A 20,707-nucleotide genomic window follows, 5' to 3' on the forward strand; every position below is an offset into this window, starting at 1 on the left:
GCGCGACCCGCGACCCGCGTCCCGCGCTTCACGACCCGCGCGCCTCAACGCCGGATCCGGGGGAACTTCCTTCCCTGTTCCGCCTGTTCGGCCTTCACGTCGGCGGCGTAGCGGTCCACGTACTCCTGTCCGGACAGTGCCAGGACGGCGTACATGATCTCGTCGGTGACGGCCCGCAGCGCGGTCTTCTCGTCCTCCATCCCGGCGTACCGGGAGAAGTCCAGCGGCTCCCCGAACTTGATGGTCACCCGCTTCACCTTGGGGATCTTCCGTCCGGGCGGCTGGATCTCGAAGGTCCCCACCATCGCGCACGGCACCACGGGCACGCCCGCCCGGATCGCCATCACCGCGACCCCCACCTTGCCCTTGTAGAGCCGCCCGTCGTGCGAGCGCGTCCCCTCGGGGTAGATCCCCAGCAGCTCGCCCTTGGAGAGCACCCCGAGCCCCTCCCGCACGGCCGCTTTACCGGCCTCCTTGCCCGACCGGTCCACCGGGATCTGCCCCGCGCTGCGGAAGAACGCCGCCGTCAGCCGCCCCTTCAGGCCGGGCCCGGTGAAGTACTCGGCCTTGGCGAGGAAGGTGATCCGCCGCTTGAGCACGGCGGGCATCAGGAAGTGATCGGAGAACGACAGGTGATTTCCCGCGACGATCGCCGCCCCGCTCTCGGGAACGTGCTCCAGCCCTTCGATCCGCGGCCGGAAGAGAATCCTCAACAGCGGTCCGAGAACGACATATTTGAGCACGTAATAGAACACTCGGTTTCTCCCTACGCTACCCTACCGCTGCGAGAACTAGGTTTTTGCTGGTCAGAGGCTGTTTCGGGGGTGTTTAGTGTATGTACAGGCATAGCCTCGTGTAACCATCTTTCGTCGTACCAATGCTGACCTCACGCTGACTTAACTGATGGTGCAGCAGTTCTTCGCGGAGACATCTGACACCGGCATTCAGCTGCGCTGGGGGCAGGGCCAACCGACTCGTCCCCGGCTGGAAGCGCGAGCGGCTTGGGTCGGCTGCGAGCCTTGCGCCGGACCGGAACCGCCGGGGCGCCCTGGACGCCGTCGAGCGGCTGGCAGCGGGCGAGGAGTCCTCGGCGCACGGCGGGGACGGTGGTGACGCGCAGGGTGTAGCCCTGGCCGCGCCGTACGGTCGTCCCCTGGTCGAGTGCGACGCGCTCGGCGGGCTTCAGCTCAGTGGTGCGGAGGTAGTCGGTGACCTTGTCCGGCATGTCGAGGGTGACCGGCAGCTCCGGGGTGGGCATGTCCTCTGGAGGTGGACAGTGCCCTCGGGGGTGGGAACATCTCCGCGTGCACGGGGAGCAGTCCTCGGGGCTGTACGGCGACAGGACGTCGGCGGGAGCATCCCCGCGTGCACGGGGAGCAGCGTGCTGCTCATGACGCGAGTCTCCCGTGCTCGGGAACATCCCCGCGTGCACGGGGAGCAGCGCGGCGCTGCCGCCCTCGCGGCGCTGGGAGAGGGAACATCCCCGCGTGCACGGGGAGCAGCCACCGCTCACCCCGGCCGACCAGCCCGCCGAGGGAACATCCCCGCGTGCACGGGGAGCAGGCTTTTTCCGTCGGCTTCCGTCAGTGAGTTCTGGGAACATCCCCGCGTGCACGGGGAGCAGTCCCTCGGTGGAGGGGAATTCAGCCCTGGCGGGGGAACATCCCCGCGTGCACGGGGAGCAGTCTTCCTGAACTGCGGCTTTACGGCTGAGAACGGTGGTTCTCGACCACTTTCGCCGTTCCGGACAAATTGTACATAAGGTCAGTTCTGTTCTTGCCTGCTGGTGAGTGGCTTGAGGAGGCCATCGTACGTCGTGGCCCGGCCGGTGCTGCGTTGTACCAGCAGGGGCGGCGGTACGGGTGATTTCGCCAACCTGCGTACAGGGGGCGGGATTTGCCTGTACTGATCAGGTTATGACCGTTGAGGGTGAGTCCCGTTCGGGGCTCTGGGCGCGGCTGGCGGAGCCGGCGCGGGCCGTGTGGGCGAAGTATGACCGGGGCAGTGAGGGGTGGCTGCCCTTGTGGCGGCATATGGAGGACAGTGCGGCTGTCGCGGGGCTGGTGTGGGACGAGTGGCTGCCGACGAACGTACGGGCGCTGGTGGCCGGTTCGTTGCCGGGCGGGGAGGCGGAGGCGCGGCGGTTGTTGGTGTGGCTGGCTGCGGTGCACGACATCGGGAAGGCGACGCCGGCCTTTGCCTGCCAGGTGGATTCGCTGGCCGATGTGATGCGTGGGCAGGGGTTGGAGATGCGTACGCAGCGTGCGTACGGTCCGGAGCGGAAATTGGGACCGCACGCGTTGGCGGGGCAGCTGCTGCTGGGGGAGTGGCTCCAGGGGCGGTACGGGTGGGCGGGTCGGCAGAGCGAGCAGTTTGCGGTGGTCGTCGGGGGCCACCACGGGGTGCCGCCGGATCATCTGCAGATCACGGACCTGGATGCGCACCCGCACCTGGTGCGTACGCGTGGGGCGAGCCGCGCAGTGTGGCGCCGGGCGCAGGAGGAACTGCTCGACGCGTGTGCCGAGGAGTACGGGGTCGGTGGACTGCTCGCTGGGTGGCGGGCGGTGAAGATTTCCCAGCCGGTGCAGGTGTTGCTCGGCGCGGTGGTGATCCTGGCCGACTGGATCGCCAGCAATCCCGACCTTTTTCCGTACTTTCCGCAGGAGAGCCCCCGCAGCGGCGAGGAGCGGATCGCTGCGGCCTGGCGGGGGTTGAACCTGACGCCGCCCTGGCAGCCCGCCGAACCGGTTGGGAGTGTCCAGGAGTTGTTCGCCGCGAGGTTCGCGTTACCGCCCGGGGCGAAGGTGCGGCCGGTGCAGGAAGCAGCAGTCCGGTTGGCGCGGTCGACGGTGGTGCCGGGGCTGATGGTGATCGAGGCGCCGATGGGGGAGGGAAAGACGGAGGCCGCGCTCGCCGTGGCTGAGACCTTCGCCGCACGGTCGGGAGCGGGCGGGGTGTTCTTCGCGCTGCCCACCATGGCCACCGGCAACGCCATGTTCCCGCGGTTGCTGGACTGGCTGGAGCGGCTGCCCGCCGAGGAGGGGATCCGCTATTCCGTACTGCTGGCGCATTCCAAGGCCGCGCTGAACGACAGGTTTACCGGCCTGGTGCGTGAGGGGCGCCAGCAGGTCGCCGCGGTGGATGTCGACGCGGAGGTGCCGGACTGGACGCCTTCGAGCCAGGGGCAGGCGGCGCCGGCGGAGCTGATCGCGCATGCCTGGCTGCACGGGCGGAAGAAGGCGATGCTGGCGTCATTCGTCGCGGGGACGATCGATCAGTTGCTGTTCGCGGGGCTGAAGAGCCGGCATCTGATGCTGCGGCATCTCGCGGTGGCCGGGAAGGTCGTCGTCATCGACGAGGCGCACGCCTACGACACGTACATGAGCGTCTATCTCGACCGGGTGCTGTCCTGGCTGGGCGCGTACGGAGTGCCGGTCGTGGTGCTGTCCGCGACGCTGCCCGCCGGCCGCCGCCGGGAGCTCGCCGAGGCATACGCGGGGGCTGCCCCGGGGGCTGAGGAGTTCGAGGAAGTGGCACAGGCCGAGGGGTATCCGCTGCTGACCGCGGTGGCACGTGGGGAGGCTCCGGTCGTGGAGCGGCCGGGGGTGTCCGGGCGAAGCGGTGAGGTGCGTCTGGAGCGGGTCGAGGAGGACGTGGAGGTTCTGGCAGACCGGCTGAAGAGGGAACTTGAAGGCGACGGTTGCGTTCTGGTCGTACGCAACACGGTCAGCCGGGTACTGGAGGCTGCCCAGGTGCTCCGCAAGTGCTTCGGTGAGGAGCATGTCACCGTGGCGCACTCACGGTTCGTGGATGTGGACCGGGCAGCGAAGGACGCAGGGCTGCTGAGCCGGTTCGGGCCCCCGGAAACGTCCGAGCGCCCCGGGCGGCACATCGTCGTGGCCAGCCAGGTCGCCGAGCAATCGCTCGACGTCGACTTCGACCTGCTGGTCACCGACCTGTGCCCGGTCGACCTCCTGTTGCAGCGAATGGGGCGCCTGCACCGCCACCAGCGCGGGGAGAGGGAGGCGGACCTGCCCCGGCGGCTGCGTACTGCCCGATGCCTGGTCACCGGCGTCGACTGGCGTGACGGGGTGCCCGTCCCGATCAGGGGTTCGGTGGCGGTGTACGGCAGGTATGCGCTGTTGCGCGCGGCAGCCGTCCTCCTTCCGCATCTGGAGGCGGGGCGGCCGGTGCGGCTGCCGCAGGACATCAGCCCGCTCGTACAAGAGGCCTATGGCGAGGCGGCGGTCGGTCCCACCGCGTGGGGTGAAGCGATGACCTCGGCGTGGGAGCAGCACGAGCGCCATCGTGCACGGCAGGCGGACAGCGCGGAGAAGTTCCGGCTCGGCGCAGTGGGCCGGCCCGGCCGCTCGCTGGTCGGCTGGGTCGCGGCGGGTGCGGGGGACGCGGACGACACCCGGGCGGGCCGGGCCCAGGTGCGTGACAGCACCGAGAGCCTGGAGGTCATTGTCGTACAGCGGCGGGCGGACGGTTCGCTGGCGACTCTGCCGTGGCTGGAGAACGGGCGGGGCGGTCTCGAATTGCCGCAGGACCGTGCCCCCGCCCCGCGGGCCGCGCGGGCGGCAGCCGGGTGCGGACTGCGGCTGCCGATTCAGTTCTGCGACCCGAAGGTGATGGACCGGGCGATCATCGAACTGGAGGAACTGTACGTGCACGCCTGGCAGGGCAAGGACAGCCACTGGCTCGCCGGTCAGCTGATTCTTGCGCTGGACGCCGACTGTCAGACCCACCTGGCAGGCTTTCGCCTCCGGTACAGCAAGAGCGACGGACTGGAGGTGACCAGTGACCGAAGCCAGTGAAACGGCCCCAGGCGGTCGGGTGTTGTCGTTCGACCTGACCGCCCGCCCGTGGCTGCCGGTCCTGCGCCTTGACGGAACATCGGACGAACTCTCGCTGCGGGAGGTGTTGGCCCAGGCCGATGAACTGCACAAGCTGGCCGGGGACCTGCCTACCCAGGAGTTCGCGCTGCTGCGCCTGCTGCTGGCGGTGTGCCACGACGCCCTCGACGGCCCCACGGACAGCGAGGAATGGGGCGAACTGTGGGCGGATCGCGACTGCTTCGCGAAGGTGCCTGCCTACCTCGACGCCCACCGTGAACGTTTTGACCTGCTGCACCCGCAGGCGCCGTTCTTCCAGGTGGCGGGGTTGCGTACGGCGAAGGACGAGGTGTCCTCCCTCAACCGGATCGTCGCTGATGTCCCCAACGGTGACCCCTTCTTCAGCTCTCGGAGGCCCACCGTGGACCGGCTCGGCTTCGCGGAAGCCGCCCGCTGGCTTGTCCACGCACACGCCTACGACACCTCTGGCATCAAAACCGGTGCGGTGGACGACGAGCGGGTCAAGGGAGGCAAGGTCTACCCCCAGGGCGTGGGATGGGCCGGAGCCCTCGGCGGGGTCTATGCCGAGGGGCGCACTCTGCGTGAGACGCTGCTTCTGAACCTGGTCGCCGCCGACACCTCAGGGCTGCACTTCGGTGATGACGACCGCCCGGCATGGCGACGCGCACCGTGCGGCCCCGGTGCCGGCGGTGACCGACGGCCGTCCGGAGTACGGGACTTGTACACCTGGCAGAGCCGGCGGGTGCGGCTGCACTACGACGCCGACAGCGTGCACGGCGTCGTCCTGGGGTATGGCGATCCGCTGCCCGCGCACAACATGCACACCCATGAAACGATGACGGCCTGGCGGCGCAGCCCGGCGCAGGAGAAGAAGCGCAAGGAAGCCGTTGTCTACCTGCCGCGTGAGCACGATCCTGCGCGGGCTGCCTGGCGTGGACTCGAATCCCTTATTGCCGGCAAGGCGGAGGGTGTCCAGACTTCCGAGGCCGCCCGGTATCTGCGGCCCGGGATCTTCGAGTGGATCGCCCAGCTCGTCACCGGCGGGGAGCTGGAGCGCGGGTTCCTGATCCGGGCGCATGTCGTGGGTGCGGCGTACGGCACGCAACAATCGGTGATCGACGAAGTCGTCGACGACCGCGTCGCCATGGCGGTGGTCCTGCTGCACCGCCAGGACCGCGAGTACGGGCAGCAGGCCATCGACGCCGTCCACGAGGCCGACGAAGCCGTCAAGGCACTTGGTGATCTCGCCAGCGACCTCGCACGGGCGGTGGGGGCCGACCACGAGGGGTCCCGGGCGGCCGCCCGCGACCGCGGCTTCGCGGCCCTGGACGCCCCGTACCGCACGTGGTTGTCCCACCTCGCCAAGGCCGAAGACCTGGACGCGCAACGCCGGTACTGGCAGCAGGACGTCCACCGGATCATCGCCCGGGTCGGCGAGGGACTGCTCTGCGACACCGGGGACGCGGCCTGGGAAGGCCGGATCGTGACGGGCCCGAAGGGCGCGGAGTGGCGCAACTCCGCCCACGCCGACAAGTGGTTCCGCCTGCGCCTTGACAAGTGCCTCAGCAACCCCTTCCGCCGCACCCCGGACACCGACGGGACAGCAGACACCCGGCCCGCTGCCGAAGGAGCCCCCATGACGACCCGAGCCACCGGATTCACCCACGCCCGCAAGCGGGTCGGCGAGGTCACCGCGGAACTCATCCGGCCGTTGCAGAGCGGCTATCTGCGCGACGACTCCGTCAGCGTGGGGGCGCGCGCACGCCTGAGCCGGGGTGCAGGCAAAACCTTCGGACAGGTCATCGATCTGCTGGGGCTGGTTGACACCAGTGCGTTGTACGACGCTCCGGCGGGCGGTGGCCATGCCTTGCGGGAGGCGGATCTTTCCGCTGCTGAGGACGCGGTGCACACCGCCCTCACCCTGTGGGCCCTCCACCAGCAGTCCCGGGGAAGCGGAATGCACCGCCGGGACAGTTCCCGGGGGAGCCGGGCCGGACTCGGTGCGGCGGTCCGCCGGTTGATGAAGCCTGGAGAAGTCGACCAGACCATTCTCAAGCGGCTCGTACGGGCAGGCAGCGCACCGGACACAGAGGCCCTGTCGGTGCGGCTGCGGGAGATCGTGCTGTTGCTGCGCGAGGCGGAAGTACCCCTCGATTACGGGCTCCTGGCCGGACAGCTCTTTCAGTGGCAGCAGCCCGGCGGACGGGACCTCGTCCGCCGGGAGTGGGGTCGCTCCTTCCAGTCCGCCCCCACACCGGAGAACGACGAGACCACCGGGCCCGACGCACAGACCGGCTCCGGCGACGACGACATTCTCGCCTCGAACGACAAGGACGCTTCGTGAACCGCTACTTCCTCGACGTGCACGCCCTGCAGACCGTGCCGCCCAGCAACCTGAACCGCGACGACACCGGCGCACCGAAGTCGGCCGTCTACGGGGGAGTGCGCCGGGCCCGGGTCTCCAGCCAGGCATGGAAGCGCGCCATCCGCACCTACTTCGGCGACGAGCACCTGCTCGACCCGAACGAACTCGGCGTACGTACCAAGAAGGTCGCCGAGATCCTGGCAGCACGGATCACCGAGCGTGAACCTTCTCTGGAGGACACGGCGGCGCTTGATGTGGCGGCTGCGGTGATCGAGGGCGCCACTGGCTCCAAGATCGAGGCACCGAAGCGGAACGCCAAGGACGAGGAGTCCGGGCAGGAGACAGCACCGCGGTCGAAGTACCTGATGTTTCTCAGCGCCCGCCAGCTCGACGGTCTCGCCGACCTCGCGGTCCAGGGGGCGGACGACATCACGGCCTACCTCAGGGACAAGAAGAACAAGGCCCGCGCCAAGGAGATCGCCGACACCCTCCACTCGGTCGACATCGCGCTCTTCGGCCGCATGGTCGCCGACTCCGCCGACATCAACGTCGACGCCGCCGTCCAGGTCGCCCACGCGATCAGCGTGCACCGGGTGGAGAACGAGTCCGACTACTACACCGCCGTCGACGACCAGAACACCGACGCCGAGCCCGGCGCCGGAATGATCGGCAGTGTCGAGTTCAACTCCGCCACTCTCTACCGGTACGCGGCCGTCGGCATCCATCAACTCGCCGACAACCTGGGCCAGGGCCTGCAAGAGGGCGAGCCGCTCAGTACCCCGGTCCGCCGCGCCGTCGAGGCGTTCGTGCAGAGCTTCGTGGAGTCCCTGCCCACCGGCAAGATCAACACCTTCGGCAACCACACCCTCCCCGACGCGGTCGTCGTCAAGCTCCGCACCACCCGCCCGATGAGCTACGCAGCGGCCTTCGAAGAGCCCGTCACCGGTGACCACAGCGGCGGACACGTACGCGAGGCCGCTGAGCGCCTCGCCGCATACGTACCCGACATCGAGAGGGCATACGGCGACGAGGACACCACCCGCACCTGGGTGCTGCACGTCGGCTCCAACACCACCGCGCTCGCCCAACTCGGCGAAAAAACCGACAAACTGAGCACACTCGTCGCCTCCGTCGGCCAGGCCGTCGCCGACCGCCTGGACGGAGCGGACACGCCTTCATGAGTGTGCTCACGCTGAGGCTGGCCGGCCCCCTCCAGTCCTGGGGGGCCACTGCCCGCTTCACCCGCCGTACGACCGAGTCCGCACCGACCAAGAGCGGCGTCATCGGCATGCTCGCCGCCGCCAGAGGCATCCCACGCGGAGACGACGACGCCCTGGCGTGCCTCGCAGCGCTGCGCTTCGGGGTTCGCATCGACCAACCCGGTACCCGTGTAAGGGACTTCCAGACTGCCCACCACCAGGTCACCGACAAGGCCATGCCGCTGTCCGAGCGCTTCTATCTCGCAGACGCCGTCTTCGTTGCCGCCCTCGAAGGCGACACCGCGCTGCTTGCCGAGCTGTGCGAGGCGCTGCGTAACCCCGTCTACCCGCCCTTCCTCGGCCGCCGCTCCTGCCCGCCGACCGGACAGCTCGTACTCGCCCAACACGACAACGCCGAGCTGGCACAGGCGTTCATGGAAACGAACTGGCAGGCGTCCGGTTGGTATCGCCAACGGCACCGCCAGTCCACCGTCCAGCTGCCTCTGCTGCTGGAAGCCGCCCCCGGGACCACCAAGGGCGACCTCCTGCGCGACCAGCCGATCAGCTTCGACGCGGCCCACCGCAAGCACACCCTGCGCACCGTGTTCAGCACGACCGTGCAGGCACCCAACCCCCGCCCCGCTCTGCGGCCGAGCCCCACCCCGGTCCGTTCCGTGCCGGTGCACGACCCGTTCGCCGCGCTGTCTGACCCTGGCCGAGGAAAGGGCCGGGCGAGTCCTGAGCTCCCGCATGATCCGTTCGCCGCTCTGGAGGAGAGCACCTGATGCACCTGACCCGCTTCCGTATCAATACCGCGCGCACCGGAGCCCGCCGCCTGCTCTCCTCACCCCAGTCCCTACACGCGGCCGTCATGAGCGCCTTCCCCGCCCTGCTCCCGGCCGCCCCGGATCAGCAGGTGGGCAATTCCGGGCCACGGGTCCTGTGGCGTCTGGACCACAACGCCCGCGCCGAGGTGTTCCTGTACGTCGTCAGTCCTGACCGGCCCGACCTCACCCACCTGGTGGAGCAGGCCGGCTGGCCCGCACTCGCGGCCGGCCCCGCCACCCCGGGCTGGGAGACCCGCCCCTACACCCCCCTCCTGGACCGCCTCGACAAAGGCGGCATCTGGGCGTTCCGGCTCACCGCCAACCCGGTGCATTCCGTCCGCAACAAGGACGGCGCACCGACGAAACGGACCGCGCACATCAACCCGGTCCACCAGATGGGCTGGCTGCTCAAGCAACAGGAACGCGCCGGCTTCCGCATCCTCGAAAAGCCCGAGGGAGCACGGCTGCTGCCCGCCGGAACCACCCACCAGGGCCACCCCCGCCACGGCGACCGGTACGAGCTGGTGGTCCGCGACCAACGCGGCCTGTCCTTCGCCAAGTCCCCTGCCGTACGCGGTGTCAAGCGCGCCGCTGTCACCCTGGTCACCGTTACCTTCGACGGCCGCCTCGAAGTCACCGATCCGCAACTCCTGCGCCACACCCTCACCCACGGTCTCGGCAAGGCCAAGGCATACGGCTGTGGTCTGATGACTCTCGCCCCGCTCGCCCTCACTCCGGCCCGGTAGCGCGGTGACGACCGTCGGCCGGCGCACCGCGCTCACTCCACGCCAGCTCACCCGAACGGGTGACCGCGTCTCTTACGTCTACCTGGAGAGATGCGTCGTCCACCGGGACGCCAACGCCATCACCGCGGAAGACGCCAACGGCACCACCCACATCCCCTCCTCCTCGGGCCCGGCACCCGCATCACCCACCAGGCCATGAGCGTCCTCGGTGAAACCGGTGCCGCGGTGATCTGGGTCGGCGAGTACGGCGTCCGTTACTACGCGGCGGGCCGGGCCTTGACCCGCTCCTCCGCCCTTGCAGAAGCACAGGCGGTCCAGTGGGCCAACGCCCGTTCCCGCGTTGCGGTCGCCCGTGCCATGTACCGGCTCCGCTTCCCGCACGAAGACCCTGCAGGCCTGACCCGGCGCGAACTCCTCGGCAGAGAAGGCCAGCGCGTCAAGGACTGCTACCGCGCCCAGTCCGCTCGCACCGGAGTTCCCTGGCGGGGCCGGAGGTACACCCCCGGCGACTTCACCAGCGGCGATCCGGTCAACCAGGCGATCACCGCCGCCGCTCAGTGCATGTACGGCATCGCCCACGCCGTCGTGATGTCTCTCGGCTGCAGCCCCGCCCTCGGCTTCGTCCACTCCGGCCACGAACTCTCCTTCGTCCTGGACATCGCCGATCTCTACAAAACCGAGATCGGCATTCCCCTGGCCTTCGACATCGCGGCGGAAGACGAGGAAGACGTGGGCCCCCGCACACGGCGCGCCCTGCGCGACCGCATCAACGACTGCTCTCTCCTCGACCGCTGTGTCGACGACATCAAAGCCCTCCTCCTTCCCGAAGACACCACCCCGCCCGGCCCCCGCCGCACCGGGGACTTCGACGCCGACACCGTCACCCTTCAGAGCGACGCCGGCTGGGAAGTGGCCGCAGGCCGCAACTACGGTGACGGGGCGAACATCTGGTGACCGTCATCGTTCTGACCAGCTGTCCACCGGGCCTGCGCGGGTTCCTCACCCGCTGGATGCTTGAAATCTCCGCCGGCGTCTTCATCGGCAACCCCTCCGCACGAGTCCGCGACGCGCTGTGGGACGAAGTCCGGCAATACGCCGACCAAGGCCGCGCACTGCTCGCCCACACCACCAACAACGAACAGGGCTTCACCTTTCGCACCCACGACCACGCCTGGCACCCCACTGACCACGAAGGCCTGACCCTGATCCGCCGCCCGAACGAGAGGGGGCCCCAGCCGGTGGTTGAACGGAATGGGAGGCCGGGGTGGAGCAAGGCATCGAAACGCCGTCGCTTTGGCAAGTAGAGAAGGAGTAATTATCCCTAATGTCGGAAGTCGTGAAAGTGGTTCAAAGTGAGTGCCGGTCGCCATGAATCCCCAGTTCAGGAAGCCTGCTCCCCGCGCACGCGGGGATGGACCCGGGGGGATTCTGGGATGAGAGTAAGCAGCCCGCTGCTCCCCGCGCACGCGGGGATGGACCCGAGCATCCCGGCGTCGGCGGCGGCGTCGACCACTGCTCCCCGCGCACGCGGGGATGGACCCCTGATCACCTCCAAGGGGGAGGCGGCGACCCACTGCTCCCCGCGCACGCGGGGATGGACCCCCCGAGCCGAAGATTCCCCACCAGCGCTGAACCTGCTCCCCGCGCACGCGGGGATGGACCCCAGTGGCTGGCCGACCGGCGGACGAAGTTCGACTGCTCCCCGCGCACGCGGGGATGGACCCGCGTTCCGGGCCAAGAGACCAGGCCCCTCCGGCTGCTCCCCGCGCACGCGGGGATGGACCCACCGCAATGAGGTTATCCCCGATCGTGCGTATCTGCTCCCCGCGCACGCGGGGATGGACCCGCGTTCCGGGCCAAGAGACCAGGCCCCTCCGGCTGCTCCCCGCGCACGCGGGGATGGACCCACCGCAATGAGGTTATCCCCGATCGTGCGTATCTGCTCCCCGCGCACGCGGGGATGGACCCGGGACGGGCGGGAATCTCGCCGGAGGCTTCGGCTGCTCCCCGCGCACGCGGGGATGGACCCTGGGGTGATTCGGGCGGGTGTCTGGGGGTCAGCTGCTCCCCGCGCACGCGGGGATGGACCCACGACGGCGGCGATGACCCAGCCCTTGCCGACCTGCTCCCCGCGCACGCGGGGATGGACCTGAAAACTGCGGATTCGTGCGCCGGTAGGCGGACTGCTCCCCGCGCACGCGGGGATGGACTCTCCGCCGCATCGACGGCTGAACGGAGAACTCACTGCTCCCCGCGCACGCGGGGATGGACCCACGGCGTTGGCGGTGCTCAGGTCGGTGCCGCGCAAGTCGGCTATGTGGAGGTCGGCGCGGTGGAAGACCGCGCCGCGGGCGTCGGCCTTGCGCAGGTTCGCCTCGTGCAGGTCCTACTACGCCACCACCGGCGTCCAGGCCTTCCCCGCCGCCTACCGTTGACCGATGCTGCCACACCGCATCCGACACACCCTTGAGGGGACCACATGACCTGGTCCGAGCGCACCGTTGTGCGCGACGGCGTACGCATCTCCTGCCGCGACTGGGGCGGGACACAGCCCCCTGCCGTCCTGCTGCACGGACTGGCCGGCCACGCGGGCGAATGGGATGCGATCGCCCAACACCTAAGCCCCCGGCACCGTGTCGTCGCAGTCGACCAGCGCGGCCACGGCGCCAGCGAGCGGCACCCTCAAGACCGCTCGCGCGCCGCATACATCGCCGATGTCGTCGCGGTCATCGACCAACTGGACCTCCGGCAGCCCGCCCTGATCGGCCAGTCGCTCGGCGGCCATACCGCCATGCTCACCGCCGCCGCACATCCCGACCTCGTCCGCGCACTCGTGCTTGTCGAGGCAGGACCCGGCGGGTCGAGTCCTGCTGTTCCCGCCGAGATCGGCAGATGGCTCGACTCGTGGCCGACCCCGTTCCCATCGAGAGAGGCTGCCGCAGCGTTCCTCGGCCACGGCCCGGTCGGCGAGGGCTGGGCCGCCGGACTGGAAGAACGTGACGGCGCGTGGTGGCCGCGCTTCGACCGCGATGTGCTGGTCGACTCACTGGCCGAGAACGCCCAGCGTTCCTATTGGGACGAGTGGGCAAGCATCGCCTGCCCGACGCTGGTCGTGCTTGGCCAATCCGGGATCATCGCTCCGGAGGAATCCGGCAGGATGCTCCAGCAACGACCCGAAACGGTAGCCATGAGCGTCCTCGGGACGGGACACGACCTCCACCTGGAACAACCCGACATCCTGCAAGGAGCGCTCGAACGGTTCCTGCGAGATTCCGACGAACCCCCCACCGCCAAGCAGACCTGACTCCCGGGACGTCTCCGCGTCCGGTGTCCCCGCGCCCACGTGAAGTTTTTTTCGGGCCGTGCACCGAACCACCGCCGCACCTCTTCCCGCGGGAGGCGGTTACCGGCCTATCCACCCCGGCGGCATCCCCCTGCCGTCGAGAACCAGAAGGCCCCGCAGTCACCTCCCGGCTGTGGGGCCTTCGCACGTAAGCGACCCAACGTCCGCGTCGGGAGGCTTACCACCGTGGTAACTCGCAAATCGTCAGTGATCCGACGCTGCGGTCGGATCACTGATCAACCTGATAACCGGGCTGCCCTCCAGCTATTGCACCGGCTTCCACGTCCCGCAGTCCCGCGACGTGAACTGCCCGTCCGACGCCCGGATCCGCACCGTGATCTCTTGCGCCGATGTCGCGAAGTCGTTGGCGATGATCTCTCCGGACCGGCTGGTGCGCTCCCAGTAACAGTTCTCGAGCTGGCCCGTGACTCGGTACGTGCCCGGGCCGATCTCCGGCGGGCCCTCCTCCTCGTCGAGCGGGTCCGGCCTCGCAGGCTTGGCCTTCACCACATACGTGTCGTCCGGGTAGGTCCACACGTAGTCCCCGTCCAACGCCCGCAGCGCGACCTTCGACCACTTCGGGCACAACTTCGGCATCCCCGCCCGCAGAAGGGCCGGCTGGTCGCCCTCCACACGTTCCGCGAGCCAACCGCCCGGATCCGTGCCATACCCCTGCTGCGACGTCATCGACACACAGATGTCCGCCACGTACGCCGACGCCGACTCGTAGATCGAGTCGACCGCCCATCCTTTCTCGTCCGCCAGCTTGTCGAAGTCGCCTTCCTTCGTCGCCGGGTAGGACTTCTTTTCTTCCGGCACGGTCGAATCGTCGAACGGAGGCTCCTCCGGTTCCACCACGCCCAGATCCTCAGGCATCGGGTCCCCGTCCGCGGGCCCCGCGCCTCCACACCCCGACACCATTAACGCCACAGCCACCCAGGCCGCGGCCCTCACCCCTGCACGCACGCGTCTCATGCGGCGCAGGATGGCACCCCCCGCCTGGCCCAGAGAAGCACAATCACCAGATAGGGGATCATCAGAGGGGGGCGCGGGGCCCGACAACTCATACACATGCGGGAGTCCCGACCGCGATGACCCGCCCCGAAGCCCAACTCGCCGAAGTCGCCGCCCGCCGCGCAGCCCTGGTCCGGCTCCACCCCACCTGCGTCCCCTTCGAGTACGAGCGGATCCTGCCCCTCGGCTACTCCAGCCGCCACCACGCCACCAAGGACCTCGTCCGCCCTTGCCGAGCGCCGCGACGACCAGCAACGTCTGACGCCAACGTCCGGAGCACGTAATAGAACACCCGGTGGCTCCCTACGGTGACGGACTGCCTTGTGGGCTGTCTTCCTGCTGGTCAGGGCTATTTTCGGGGGCGCTCAGTGTATGTCCGGGTAGCGCGTCCCGAAACCGTTCGCGGTCACGCGGGTTCCCGGGGGAGGGCCGGGCGGCGTCTCACAGTTCCGCGGCGCGGTGTGTCGGGGCGCCGTCCACCACCGTCAGCAGCACCGGCACGTCGGCCAGTTCCGTCGCCGGGACCGTCAGCGGGTCGGCGGCCAGGACCGTCAGGTCGGCGCGGTGGCCGACGGCGAGCCGGCCCGCCGCGTCCTCCTCACCGGCCGCGTACGCCGCGTTGACGGTCATTCCGCGCAGCGCCTCCAGGGCGGTGAGCGCCTGCTCCGGGCCGTGCGGGGCCTGGGTGAGGTCACGGGACGGGCGGCGGTGGACCGCGCCCGCCATGACGCCCAGCGGCGGGAAGGGGGCGATGGGCCAGTCGGAGCCGAGGGCCACCACCGCGCCCGAGTCGTGCAGGTCGCGGCAGCGCCAGGCGTGCGAGGCACGCGGCTCGCCCAGGCGGCGGGACCAGTTGTCGGTGTGGTCGGCGCGGGTGAAGTCGCAGCAGTGGGTGGGCTGCATGGAGGCCACCACGCCCAGTTCGGCGAAGCGGCGCAGCGTGTCGTCCGGGACGGTCTCGATGTGCTCCACCCGGTGCCGCGGCCCGGGCCCGAACTCGGCCTGCGCCTTCTCGACGGCGTCCAGCACGTGACGTACGGCGGCGTCACCGATGGCGTGGGTGGCGGTGGGGACGCCCGCCCGGTGCAGGGTGGCCACGAGGCGGGTGTACTCCTCGGGGTCCGGCCAGAAGGCGTGCCGGGACTCGCCGTGGCAGTCCGGCTGCTCCAGCCAGGCGGTGCCGTTGTCGATGGTCCCGTCCATGAAGATCTTGACCCCGGCTACCTCCCACAGCCGGCCGCCCGTGCCCTGCTGCTCGATCAGGGCGCGCACTCCGTCGGCGTCGGTGCCGGGCTGGCACCAGGGGGCGATCCGCAGCCGCAGCGGCAGCTCGCCCGCCTCGGCCAGCTCCGCGACGAGTTCGAGGCTGTCGCCGTTGGCGTCCATGGCGTGACCGCCGGTGAGCCCGGCGGCGGCCATGGCGCGCAGGGCCGCCGCGAGCCGGTCGCGCCGCTCCTCACGGGTGGGCTGCGGGGCGACGCGCTCGACGAGTTCGCAGGCGGCGTCCTCCAGGAGCAGGCCGGTGGGCCGGCCGTCGGCGTCGCACACCACGTCGGCGGTGGCCTGGTCGAAGGTACGGGGCCCGTCCACCCCGGCGAGTTCCAGCGCGCGGCGGCTGGCCAGCGCGGAGTGCGCGTCGAAGAGCAGCAGGAACGCGGGGACGTCGCCCAGCACCTGGTCGAACGGGGCCGTGTCGACGGGGAGTTCGCCGAAGACGTTCGGGTCGAGCCCCCAGGCGTGCAGCCACGCCCCGGGCGCCAGGTCGCGTACGGCGCGGGCGAGGGCCTGCCGGGTCTGCTCCAGGTCGGTGCAGCCGGACAGGTCGAGGCCGCTGGTGAGTTCGGAGCCGTGGACCGGGTGGATGTGGCCGTCGACCAGACCGGGGGTGACGACCGCGCCCTTCAGGTCGATCACCGTGGTCGTGTCGTCCGCCAGCGCGCGGATCTCCCGGTCGTCGCCGAGGGCGGTGATGCGCCCGTCCGCCGCGGCGAGCGCGGTGTGCGGCAGGAAGCCGCCCGTCGCCGGGTCGAGCAGGCGGGCCGAGAGGAGGATCAGGGTGGTGCGCACGAGGGCTCCTTGGGAGGCGGGCGGTTCGGAAGGGGGGTGAGGTGTTCGAGGTGGCGTCCGTCGCCGGAAGCCACCGGCGGAACGGAGCCGGCGGGGCCCTGAGGTCCGGGTCCGCTTGCGGGCGGGCGGGCCGGGTGCCGTCAACTCCGTTCGAGTCCGGGGTTGCCTGCGGGCGGGCCGGGTGCCCTCAGTCCGTTCGAGTCCGGGGTTGCCTGCGGGCGGGCCGGGCACCGTCGGTCCGTTTGCGTCCGGGGGACGCTCGCGGGCGGGGGCGCCGTCAGTCCGTGACCTCCACGGCCGACAGCGCGCCGACGGGCAGGCCCAGCACCCGCTCCGCGGTGGTCAGCGGCAGGCGTTTGATCTCCGGCGGGTCCTCGGCCGGGGAGATGCCGTTGACGAGCATGCCGAGGCCGTCGAGGACGACCATGATCTGGATGGCCGACACCAGAGGGTCCTCCGTACGGAACTCGCCGATGGCCACTCCGTCGCGGATCAGCGCCACCAGCCGGTCGCGCCAGGCGTTCTCCTGCTCGGCGACCCGCTCGCGCAGCGCCGGCCGGTAGCGGCTGAGGTGACGGGCGTTCAGCCAGAGCCGGCTGACGTCGTCGTACGCCTCCCCGGCGGCCCGCCGGAGGAAGCGCGCCAGGTGCTCCGTCGGGGTCGCGCCCGCCCGGTCGGCGGGCAGCAGCTCTTCGATTTCCGCGTCGGCCGCGCTGCCGTACGCCTCCGCCACCAGATCCTCCACCGCGGGGAAGTAATGGCTGATCAGGCCCGGCCGTACGGACAGCTCGTCGGCGATCCGCCGCAGCGTGATCCGCTCCAGTCCCTCGGCCAGTGCGACAACAGAGGCCGCCGCAACGATTTCCGCACGTCGGGAGGCCGGAGATTTGCGGATTCGCTTGTTCTGAATGCTTGACGGCATGGAATCGATGCTATTGAGTGTGCGACCAACAAGCAAGCAGGGGTGAACAGCACACTGGAGGGGCCCCATGGCGTCCACGATTCCCGAACCGAAGTCAGACGCCCACGCGAAGGGCGCGGAGCCCCGGCCACCCTCCGAACGCGCGGTCCGCGTCGAAGCCCACGGCATCGACCACATCGCGGACGGCGAACGCCACGGCCACCCCCGACGGCTCTTCTCCGTCTGGGCGGCCGCCAACGTCTCCTACCTGAACCTGGTGACCGGCGGCGCCCTGATCCTCATGGGCCTCTCCCTCGGGCAGGCCCTCGCCGTGATCGTGGCGGGCAACCTGCTCTGGCTGCTCACCGGACTGCTCGCGACATCCGGTCCCGCGGCGGGCACGCCGAGCGAAGTCATCACCCGCGCCATCTACGGAGTCCTCGGCAACCGCGTGAACAACGCGATCGTCGGCTGGCTGATCTCCGTCTGCTACTTCGCCATCAACCTGGCCGCCGCCGCCTCGGCCGCCTTTGCCCTGGTCGAGATGGCCGGCGTCACCGCCAACACCTTCGTCAAGGTCGTCGTGGTGATCGTCATCGCGGCGCTCACGCTGACCATCGGCGTCTACGGCCACGCCATGATCATGAAGCTGTACCTGCCGATCACGCTCGCCCTGGCCGCCGTCTTCGCCGTCGTCGCCGTCGCCGTGTTCCAGCACACCGACTACGCCTACACACCGGCCGAACCCCTCTCCGGGGCCGCGCTGTGGGCCGTCCTGATCGGCGGCTTCACCCTCATCGGGTCCGGCCCGCTCTCCTACACCACCAGCGCCGACTTCTCCCGCTACCTGCCCCGCACCACCTCCCCCCGGGCCGTCGTCGGCTGGACCGCGCTCGGCGGCTTCCTGCCCGGAGCGGCGGTCGGCTGCCTCGGCGCGCTCGCCGCGACCACCGTCGACATGGCGGACCCGCAGGCGGGCCTGCGGCAGATCCTGCCCGGCTGGTTCGGCCCGGTCCTGCTGCTCGCCCTGGTCCTGGGCACCATCGCCATCAACGCCCTGACCTCGTACAGCGCGGGCCTCGCCCTGCAGGCCGTCGGCATCCGCATCCGCCGCTCCCGCAGCGTGGTCGTGGACGGCCTGGCGGCGGTGGCCCTGACGCTGTACGGGCTGCTCACCGCGGGTTTCCTGGACACCGTCAACCACATGCTGGAACTCACCGTCGTCATCGTCGGCCCCGCGATGGCCGTGTACGCCACGGACATCGTGCTGCGCCGCAACCGCTACGACGGCCGCGCCCTGCTGGACGAGTCACCCGGCGGTCCCTACTGGTTCACCGGCGGCTTCAACCCGGCCGGCACGGTGGCCCTGGCCGCCGGCGTCGTCGTGGCGGCCCTCTGCGTCAACAACCTCTACACCGGCCCGATCGCCCGCGCCCTGGGCGGCATCGACCTCGCCCTGCCCGCGGGCCTGGTCGTCTCCGCGCTGCTGTACGCGGTCCTGGCCCGCGACCTCAGGTCACAGGCGCCCGCCTCCTGACGCCGCGCCCGGCCCCGCCGCCCGCCCCGGTGCGGGCGGCGTCCGGTGCGGGCGGCGGGGCGGCCCGCACCCGGTGACGTTCCGGCCGGTCACACCAGTCCGGTCAGCGCGCCCGTGAACGCCAGCAGGGCGCACATCCCGAAGTTGATCACCTTGTGCTGCATGAAGACCGCCGCGAACTCCCGGATGATCGCGCTCGGCCAGAAGTACCGGGCCGTCCGCGAGCCCACGACCTGTCCGTTGATGCCGGTCTTGCGGGCCATCAGGGCGGCGCGGAAGGCGTGGTAGTTGTTCGTGACGACCACGCACCGGTAGCCCGGGTCCACGTCCCGCATCAGGGCGCCGCTGAACGCGAGGTTCTCCTCGGTGGTCCGCGACTGCGTCTCCTGGATGATCCGGTCTCCCGGCACGCCCGCCGCGATCAGGTACTCGGCCATCGCCTGCCCCTCCGGCCGGTCCTCGTCCGGACCCTGCCCGCCCGAGGTCACCAGCATCGGGCTGCCCCCGGCGGCGAGCTGGGACTCGTACACCTTCAGGCCCTTGTCGAGGCGGCCCGCGAGCAGCGGCGGCACCTGGTTGCGGATCAGCCCGGCGCCCAGCACCACCACGAAGTCGATGCGGCCGCGCGGCTTGAACCAGCCGTACAGCAGCGCGTACAGCAGGAAACAGGTGAAGAGGAAGGATACGTAACCGACCACCAGCACCGCGACCACCGTCACCGTGCTGAGCGCCCGCGAACCCGTCGCGAGCGAGGCGATCAGCATCGCACCGAGGCCGATCATGCCCAGGCCCGCCAGCAGCGAGAGCAGATTGCCCAGGCTGCGCCCCTCCTTGCGGAGCATCGTCAGTCCGTTGCGCACCAGGAACCACGCCAGCACCAGCGCGGAGAGCAGCGCCAGCACCAGGAGCACCCCGGCGAAGGCCACCGCGAGACGCGGATGCGTCTGCCCGGTCTTCAGCATCACTCCCACCAGCGTGAAGAACAGGGCGAAGACCAGATAGAAACCGTTGCGCAGCCGGCGTCGGTCGCGCAGCATGCCGACCACCAGCGCCAGGAGGAAGATCCCGGCCGGAACAAAGACGATCATGGGATTACGGTACGTCACCGCCGGACGTCCCGGACCCGATTCCGTGCGGCCGGACGGCCCAAGGACATCCTCCGGGCGGGCGACCCGCACGGCGTGGCCCGTTGCGGCCGGGGCGGTACGGCGGGTGCGCTCGTGCGGACACCCCCGCTCCCGTCCTCCGGAGAGACACATGCACCCCCTCCGCACCACCGCGCTCGCGGCAGCCGCTCTGCTCGCCCTGGCCCCCGCGGCCACCGCCGTCGCCGAAGCCCACCCGGCCCCCCGGCACGGCCTGCTGCTCACCGTCAGCGGCGCCGGGAACACCTGGATCAGGGGCGTCGGCCTGCACTGCTCCTCCCCGGTCGGCGGCGGTCACCCGGCCGCCCGGGCGGCCTGCGACGACCTCACCTGGGCGCGCGGCGACTTCGACGCGCTGCCCGGCGACCCGCACCCGTGCTCCAAGCAGTACGACCCGGTGACCGCCACGGCGGACGGCACCTGGCGCGGGCGCACCGCGCACTGGAAGAAGACCTTCCCCAACGCGTGCGAACTCGACGCGGCGACGGGACCGGTCTTCCGCTTCTGAGTCCGCCACCAGGCGGGGCCGCCGGGATCAGCGGCCCCGCCTGGTCGCGATCGTCCCCACGGTGGCCAGCAGCAGCACCACCCAGCCGAACCACAGCCAGCCGTTGCTGCCCAGCGCCGCCGTGTACGCGGTCACCACGACCAGCATCCCGACGGTCAGCGCCCCCATCGACTTCGGCGAATTGTTCACGCACGCC

Annotated in this window: 16 protein-coding genes, 2 pseudogenes and 2 CRISPR repeat arrays; of the genes and pseudogenes, 11 read left to right on the forward strand and 7 right to left on the reverse strand. The window is 70.3% G+C overall.

The features are described 5' to 3' along the window. Positions 1-44 precede the first annotated feature (44 nt). Complete coding sequence (locus ACIP93_RS29850) at positions 45-755, reverse strand: lysophospholipid acyltransferase family protein (protein WP_345225354.1); 711 nt, start codon at positions 753-755, stop codon at positions 45-47. A 535-nt stretch (positions 756-1,290) separates the two neighbouring features. Beyond that, a CRISPR array of direct repeats spans positions 1,291-1,685; the repeat unit is 29 nt; unit sequence GGGAACATCCCCGCGTGCACGGGGAGCAG. A 231-nt stretch (positions 1,686-1,916) separates the two neighbouring features. Between ACIP93_RS29850 and cas3 the strand changes: the two genes are divergently transcribed. From cas3 to cas2e, 7 genes and pseudogenes are all read left to right on the forward strand, one after another. After that, a complete protein-coding gene (cas3, locus tag ACIP93_RS29855; protein WP_401763595.1) occupies positions 1,917-4,820 on the forward strand; it encodes a CRISPR-associated helicase Cas3' in 2,904 nt (967 codons plus the stop codon). A 19-nt stretch (positions 4,821-4,839) separates the two neighbouring features. Further along, complete coding sequence (gene casA, locus ACIP93_RS29860) at positions 4,840-7,203, forward strand: type I-E CRISPR-associated protein Cse1/CasA (RefSeq protein ID WP_401763597.1); 2,364 nt, start codon at positions 4,840-4,842, stop codon at positions 7,201-7,203. Next, complete coding sequence (gene cas7e / locus ACIP93_RS29865; RefSeq protein WP_401763600.1) at positions 7,200-8,405, forward strand: type I-E CRISPR-associated protein Cas7/Cse4/CasC; 1,206 nt, start codon at positions 7,200-7,202, stop codon at positions 8,403-8,405. Before casA ends, cas7e begins: the two co-directional genes overlap by 4 nt. Beyond that, a complete protein-coding gene (gene cas5e / locus ACIP93_RS29870; RefSeq protein WP_401763603.1) occupies positions 8,402-9,208 on the forward strand; it encodes a type I-E CRISPR-associated protein Cas5/CasD in 807 nt (268 codons plus the stop codon). The genes cas7e and cas5e overlap by 4 nt, the downstream gene beginning before the upstream one ends. Beyond that, positions 9,208-9,996: a type I-E CRISPR-associated protein Cas6/Cse3/CasE gene (gene cas6e, locus ACIP93_RS29875; RefSeq protein ID WP_401763605.1), complete on the forward strand. Its 789-nt coding sequence runs from the start codon at positions 9,208-9,210 to the stop codon at positions 9,994-9,996. Before cas5e ends, cas6e begins: the two co-directional genes overlap by 1 nt. A 4-nt stretch (positions 9,997-10,000) precedes the next feature. Continuing rightward, positions 10,001-10,950, forward strand: a pseudogene (cas1e, locus tag ACIP93_RS29880) (type I-E CRISPR-associated endonuclease Cas1e). Further along, complete coding sequence (gene cas2e / locus ACIP93_RS29885) at positions 10,947-11,300, forward strand: type I-E CRISPR-associated endoribonuclease Cas2e (protein ID WP_401763607.1); 354 nt, start codon at positions 10,947-10,949, stop codon at positions 11,298-11,300. The pseudogene cas1e and the gene cas2e overlap by 4 nt, the downstream one beginning before the upstream one ends. A gap of 86 nt (positions 11,301-11,386) precedes the next feature. After that, positions 11,387-12,269: a CRISPR direct-repeat array (repeat unit 29 nt; unit sequence CTGCTCCCCGCGCACGCGGGGATGGACCC). Between the two features lie 17 nt (positions 12,270-12,286). Here the strand turns inward: cas2e and ACIP93_RS29890 are convergent. Beyond that, positions 12,287-12,379, reverse strand: a pseudogene (locus ACIP93_RS29890) (pentapeptide repeat-containing protein); the annotation flags it as partial. A 96-nt stretch (positions 12,380-12,475) separates the two neighbouring features. Between ACIP93_RS29890 and ACIP93_RS29895 the strand changes: the two are divergent. Beyond that, the gene (locus ACIP93_RS29895; RefSeq protein WP_401763610.1) at positions 12,476-13,300 is read left to right on the forward strand and encodes an alpha/beta fold hydrolase; all 825 of its coding nucleotides are present in this window, start codon (positions 12,476-12,478) and stop codon (positions 13,298-13,300) included. A gap of 303 nt (positions 13,301-13,603) precedes the next feature. Here ACIP93_RS29895 and ACIP93_RS29900 read toward each other — a convergent pair whose 3' ends face one another. Next, positions 13,604-14,215, reverse strand: a complete 612-nt coding sequence (locus tag ACIP93_RS29900; RefSeq protein ID WP_401763613.1) for a hypothetical protein — start codon at positions 14,213-14,215, stop codon at positions 13,604-13,606. A 215-nt stretch (positions 14,216-14,430) separates the two neighbouring features. Here ACIP93_RS29900 and ACIP93_RS29905 point away from each other — a divergent pair, with 215 nt between their 5' ends. After that, positions 14,431-14,637: a hypothetical protein gene (locus ACIP93_RS29905; RefSeq protein WP_401763615.1), complete on the forward strand. Its 207-nt coding sequence runs from the start codon at positions 14,431-14,433 to the stop codon at positions 14,635-14,637. A 157-nt stretch (positions 14,638-14,794) separates the two neighbouring features. On the opposite strand, the gene ACIP93_RS29910 is transcribed toward ACIP93_RS29905, so the two are convergent. Next, complete coding sequence (locus ACIP93_RS29910) at positions 14,795-16,420, reverse strand: amidohydrolase (RefSeq protein ID WP_401763617.1); 1,626 nt, start codon at positions 16,418-16,420, stop codon at positions 14,795-14,797. A gap of 277 nt (positions 16,421-16,697) precedes the next feature. Continuing rightward, positions 16,698-17,342, reverse strand: coding sequence for a TetR/AcrR family transcriptional regulator (locus ACIP93_RS29915; protein ID WP_401763620.1), 645 nt, complete (start codon positions 17,340-17,342; stop codon positions 16,698-16,700). 67 nt (positions 17,343-17,409) lie between these two features. Here ACIP93_RS29915 and ACIP93_RS29920 point away from each other — a divergent pair, with 67 nt between their 5' ends. Further along, the gene (locus ACIP93_RS29920) at positions 17,410-18,858 is read left to right on the forward strand and encodes a purine-cytosine permease family protein (protein WP_401763622.1); all 1,449 of its coding nucleotides are present in this window, start codon (positions 17,410-17,412) and stop codon (positions 18,856-18,858) included. Between the two features lie 89 nt (positions 18,859-18,947). Here ACIP93_RS29920 and ACIP93_RS29925 read toward each other — a convergent pair whose 3' ends face one another. Further along, entirely contained in the window at positions 18,948-19,946 is a 999-nt protein-coding gene (locus tag ACIP93_RS29925; RefSeq protein WP_401763625.1) for a YdcF family protein, read from the reverse strand. A 169-nt stretch (positions 19,947-20,115) separates the two neighbouring features. Here ACIP93_RS29925 and ACIP93_RS29930 point away from each other — a divergent pair, with 169 nt between their 5' ends. Further along, positions 20,116-20,511 (forward strand): SSI family serine proteinase inhibitor, encoded by a 396-nt coding sequence (locus ACIP93_RS29930; protein ID WP_401763628.1) that lies wholly within the window; start codon positions 20,116-20,118, stop codon positions 20,509-20,511. Positions 20,512-20,538: 27 nt separating this feature from the next. On the opposite strand, the gene ACIP93_RS29935 is transcribed toward ACIP93_RS29930, so the two are convergent. Then, on the reverse strand, positions 20,539-20,700 hold the full coding sequence (locus ACIP93_RS29935; protein ID WP_401763697.1) for a hypothetical protein: 162 nt from the start codon (positions 20,698-20,700) through the stop codon (positions 20,539-20,541). Positions 20,701-20,707 lie beyond the last annotated feature (7 nt).

The organism is Streptomyces sp. NPDC088745 (assembly GCF_044751045.1).
Taxonomy (GTDB): domain Bacteria; phylum Actinomycetota; class Actinomycetes; order Streptomycetales; family Streptomycetaceae; genus Streptomyces; species Streptomyces cremeus.

Coding starts and splice junctions, on each gene's coding strand:
- ACIP93_RS29930 (WP_401763628.1), top strand. CDS start 20,116: ATGCACCCCCTCCGCACCACCGCGCTCGCGGCAGCCGCTCTGCTCGCC.
- ACIP93_RS29905 (WP_401763615.1), top strand. CDS start 14,431: ATGACCCGCCCCGAAGCCCAACTCGCCGAAGTCGCCGCCCGCCGCGCA.
- cas5e (WP_401763603.1), top strand. CDS start 8,402: ATGAGTGTGCTCACGCTGAGGCTGGCCGGCCCCCTCCAGTCCTGGGGG.
- ACIP93_RS29900 (WP_401763613.1), bottom strand. CDS start 14,215: ATGCCTGAGGATCTGGGCGTGGTGGAACCGGAGGAGCCTCCGTTCGAC.
- cas3 (WP_401763595.1), top strand. CDS start 1,917: ATGACCGTTGAGGGTGAGTCCCGTTCGGGGCTCTGGGCGCGGCTGGCG.
- ACIP93_RS29895 (WP_401763610.1), top strand. CDS start 12,476: ATGACCTGGTCCGAGCGCACCGTTGTGCGCGACGGCGTACGCATCTCC.
- ACIP93_RS29915 (WP_401763620.1), bottom strand. CDS start 17,342: ATGCCGTCAAGCATTCAGAACAAGCGAATCCGCAAATCTCCGGCCTCC.
- ACIP93_RS29925 (WP_401763625.1), bottom strand. CDS start 19,946: ATGATCGTCTTTGTTCCGGCCGGGATCTTCCTCCTGGCGCTGGTGGTC.
- cas6e (WP_401763605.1), top strand. CDS start 9,208: ATGCACCTGACCCGCTTCCGTATCAATACCGCGCGCACCGGAGCCCGC.
- ACIP93_RS29920 (WP_401763622.1), top strand. CDS start 17,410: ATGGCGTCCACGATTCCCGAACCGAAGTCAGACGCCCACGCGAAGGGC.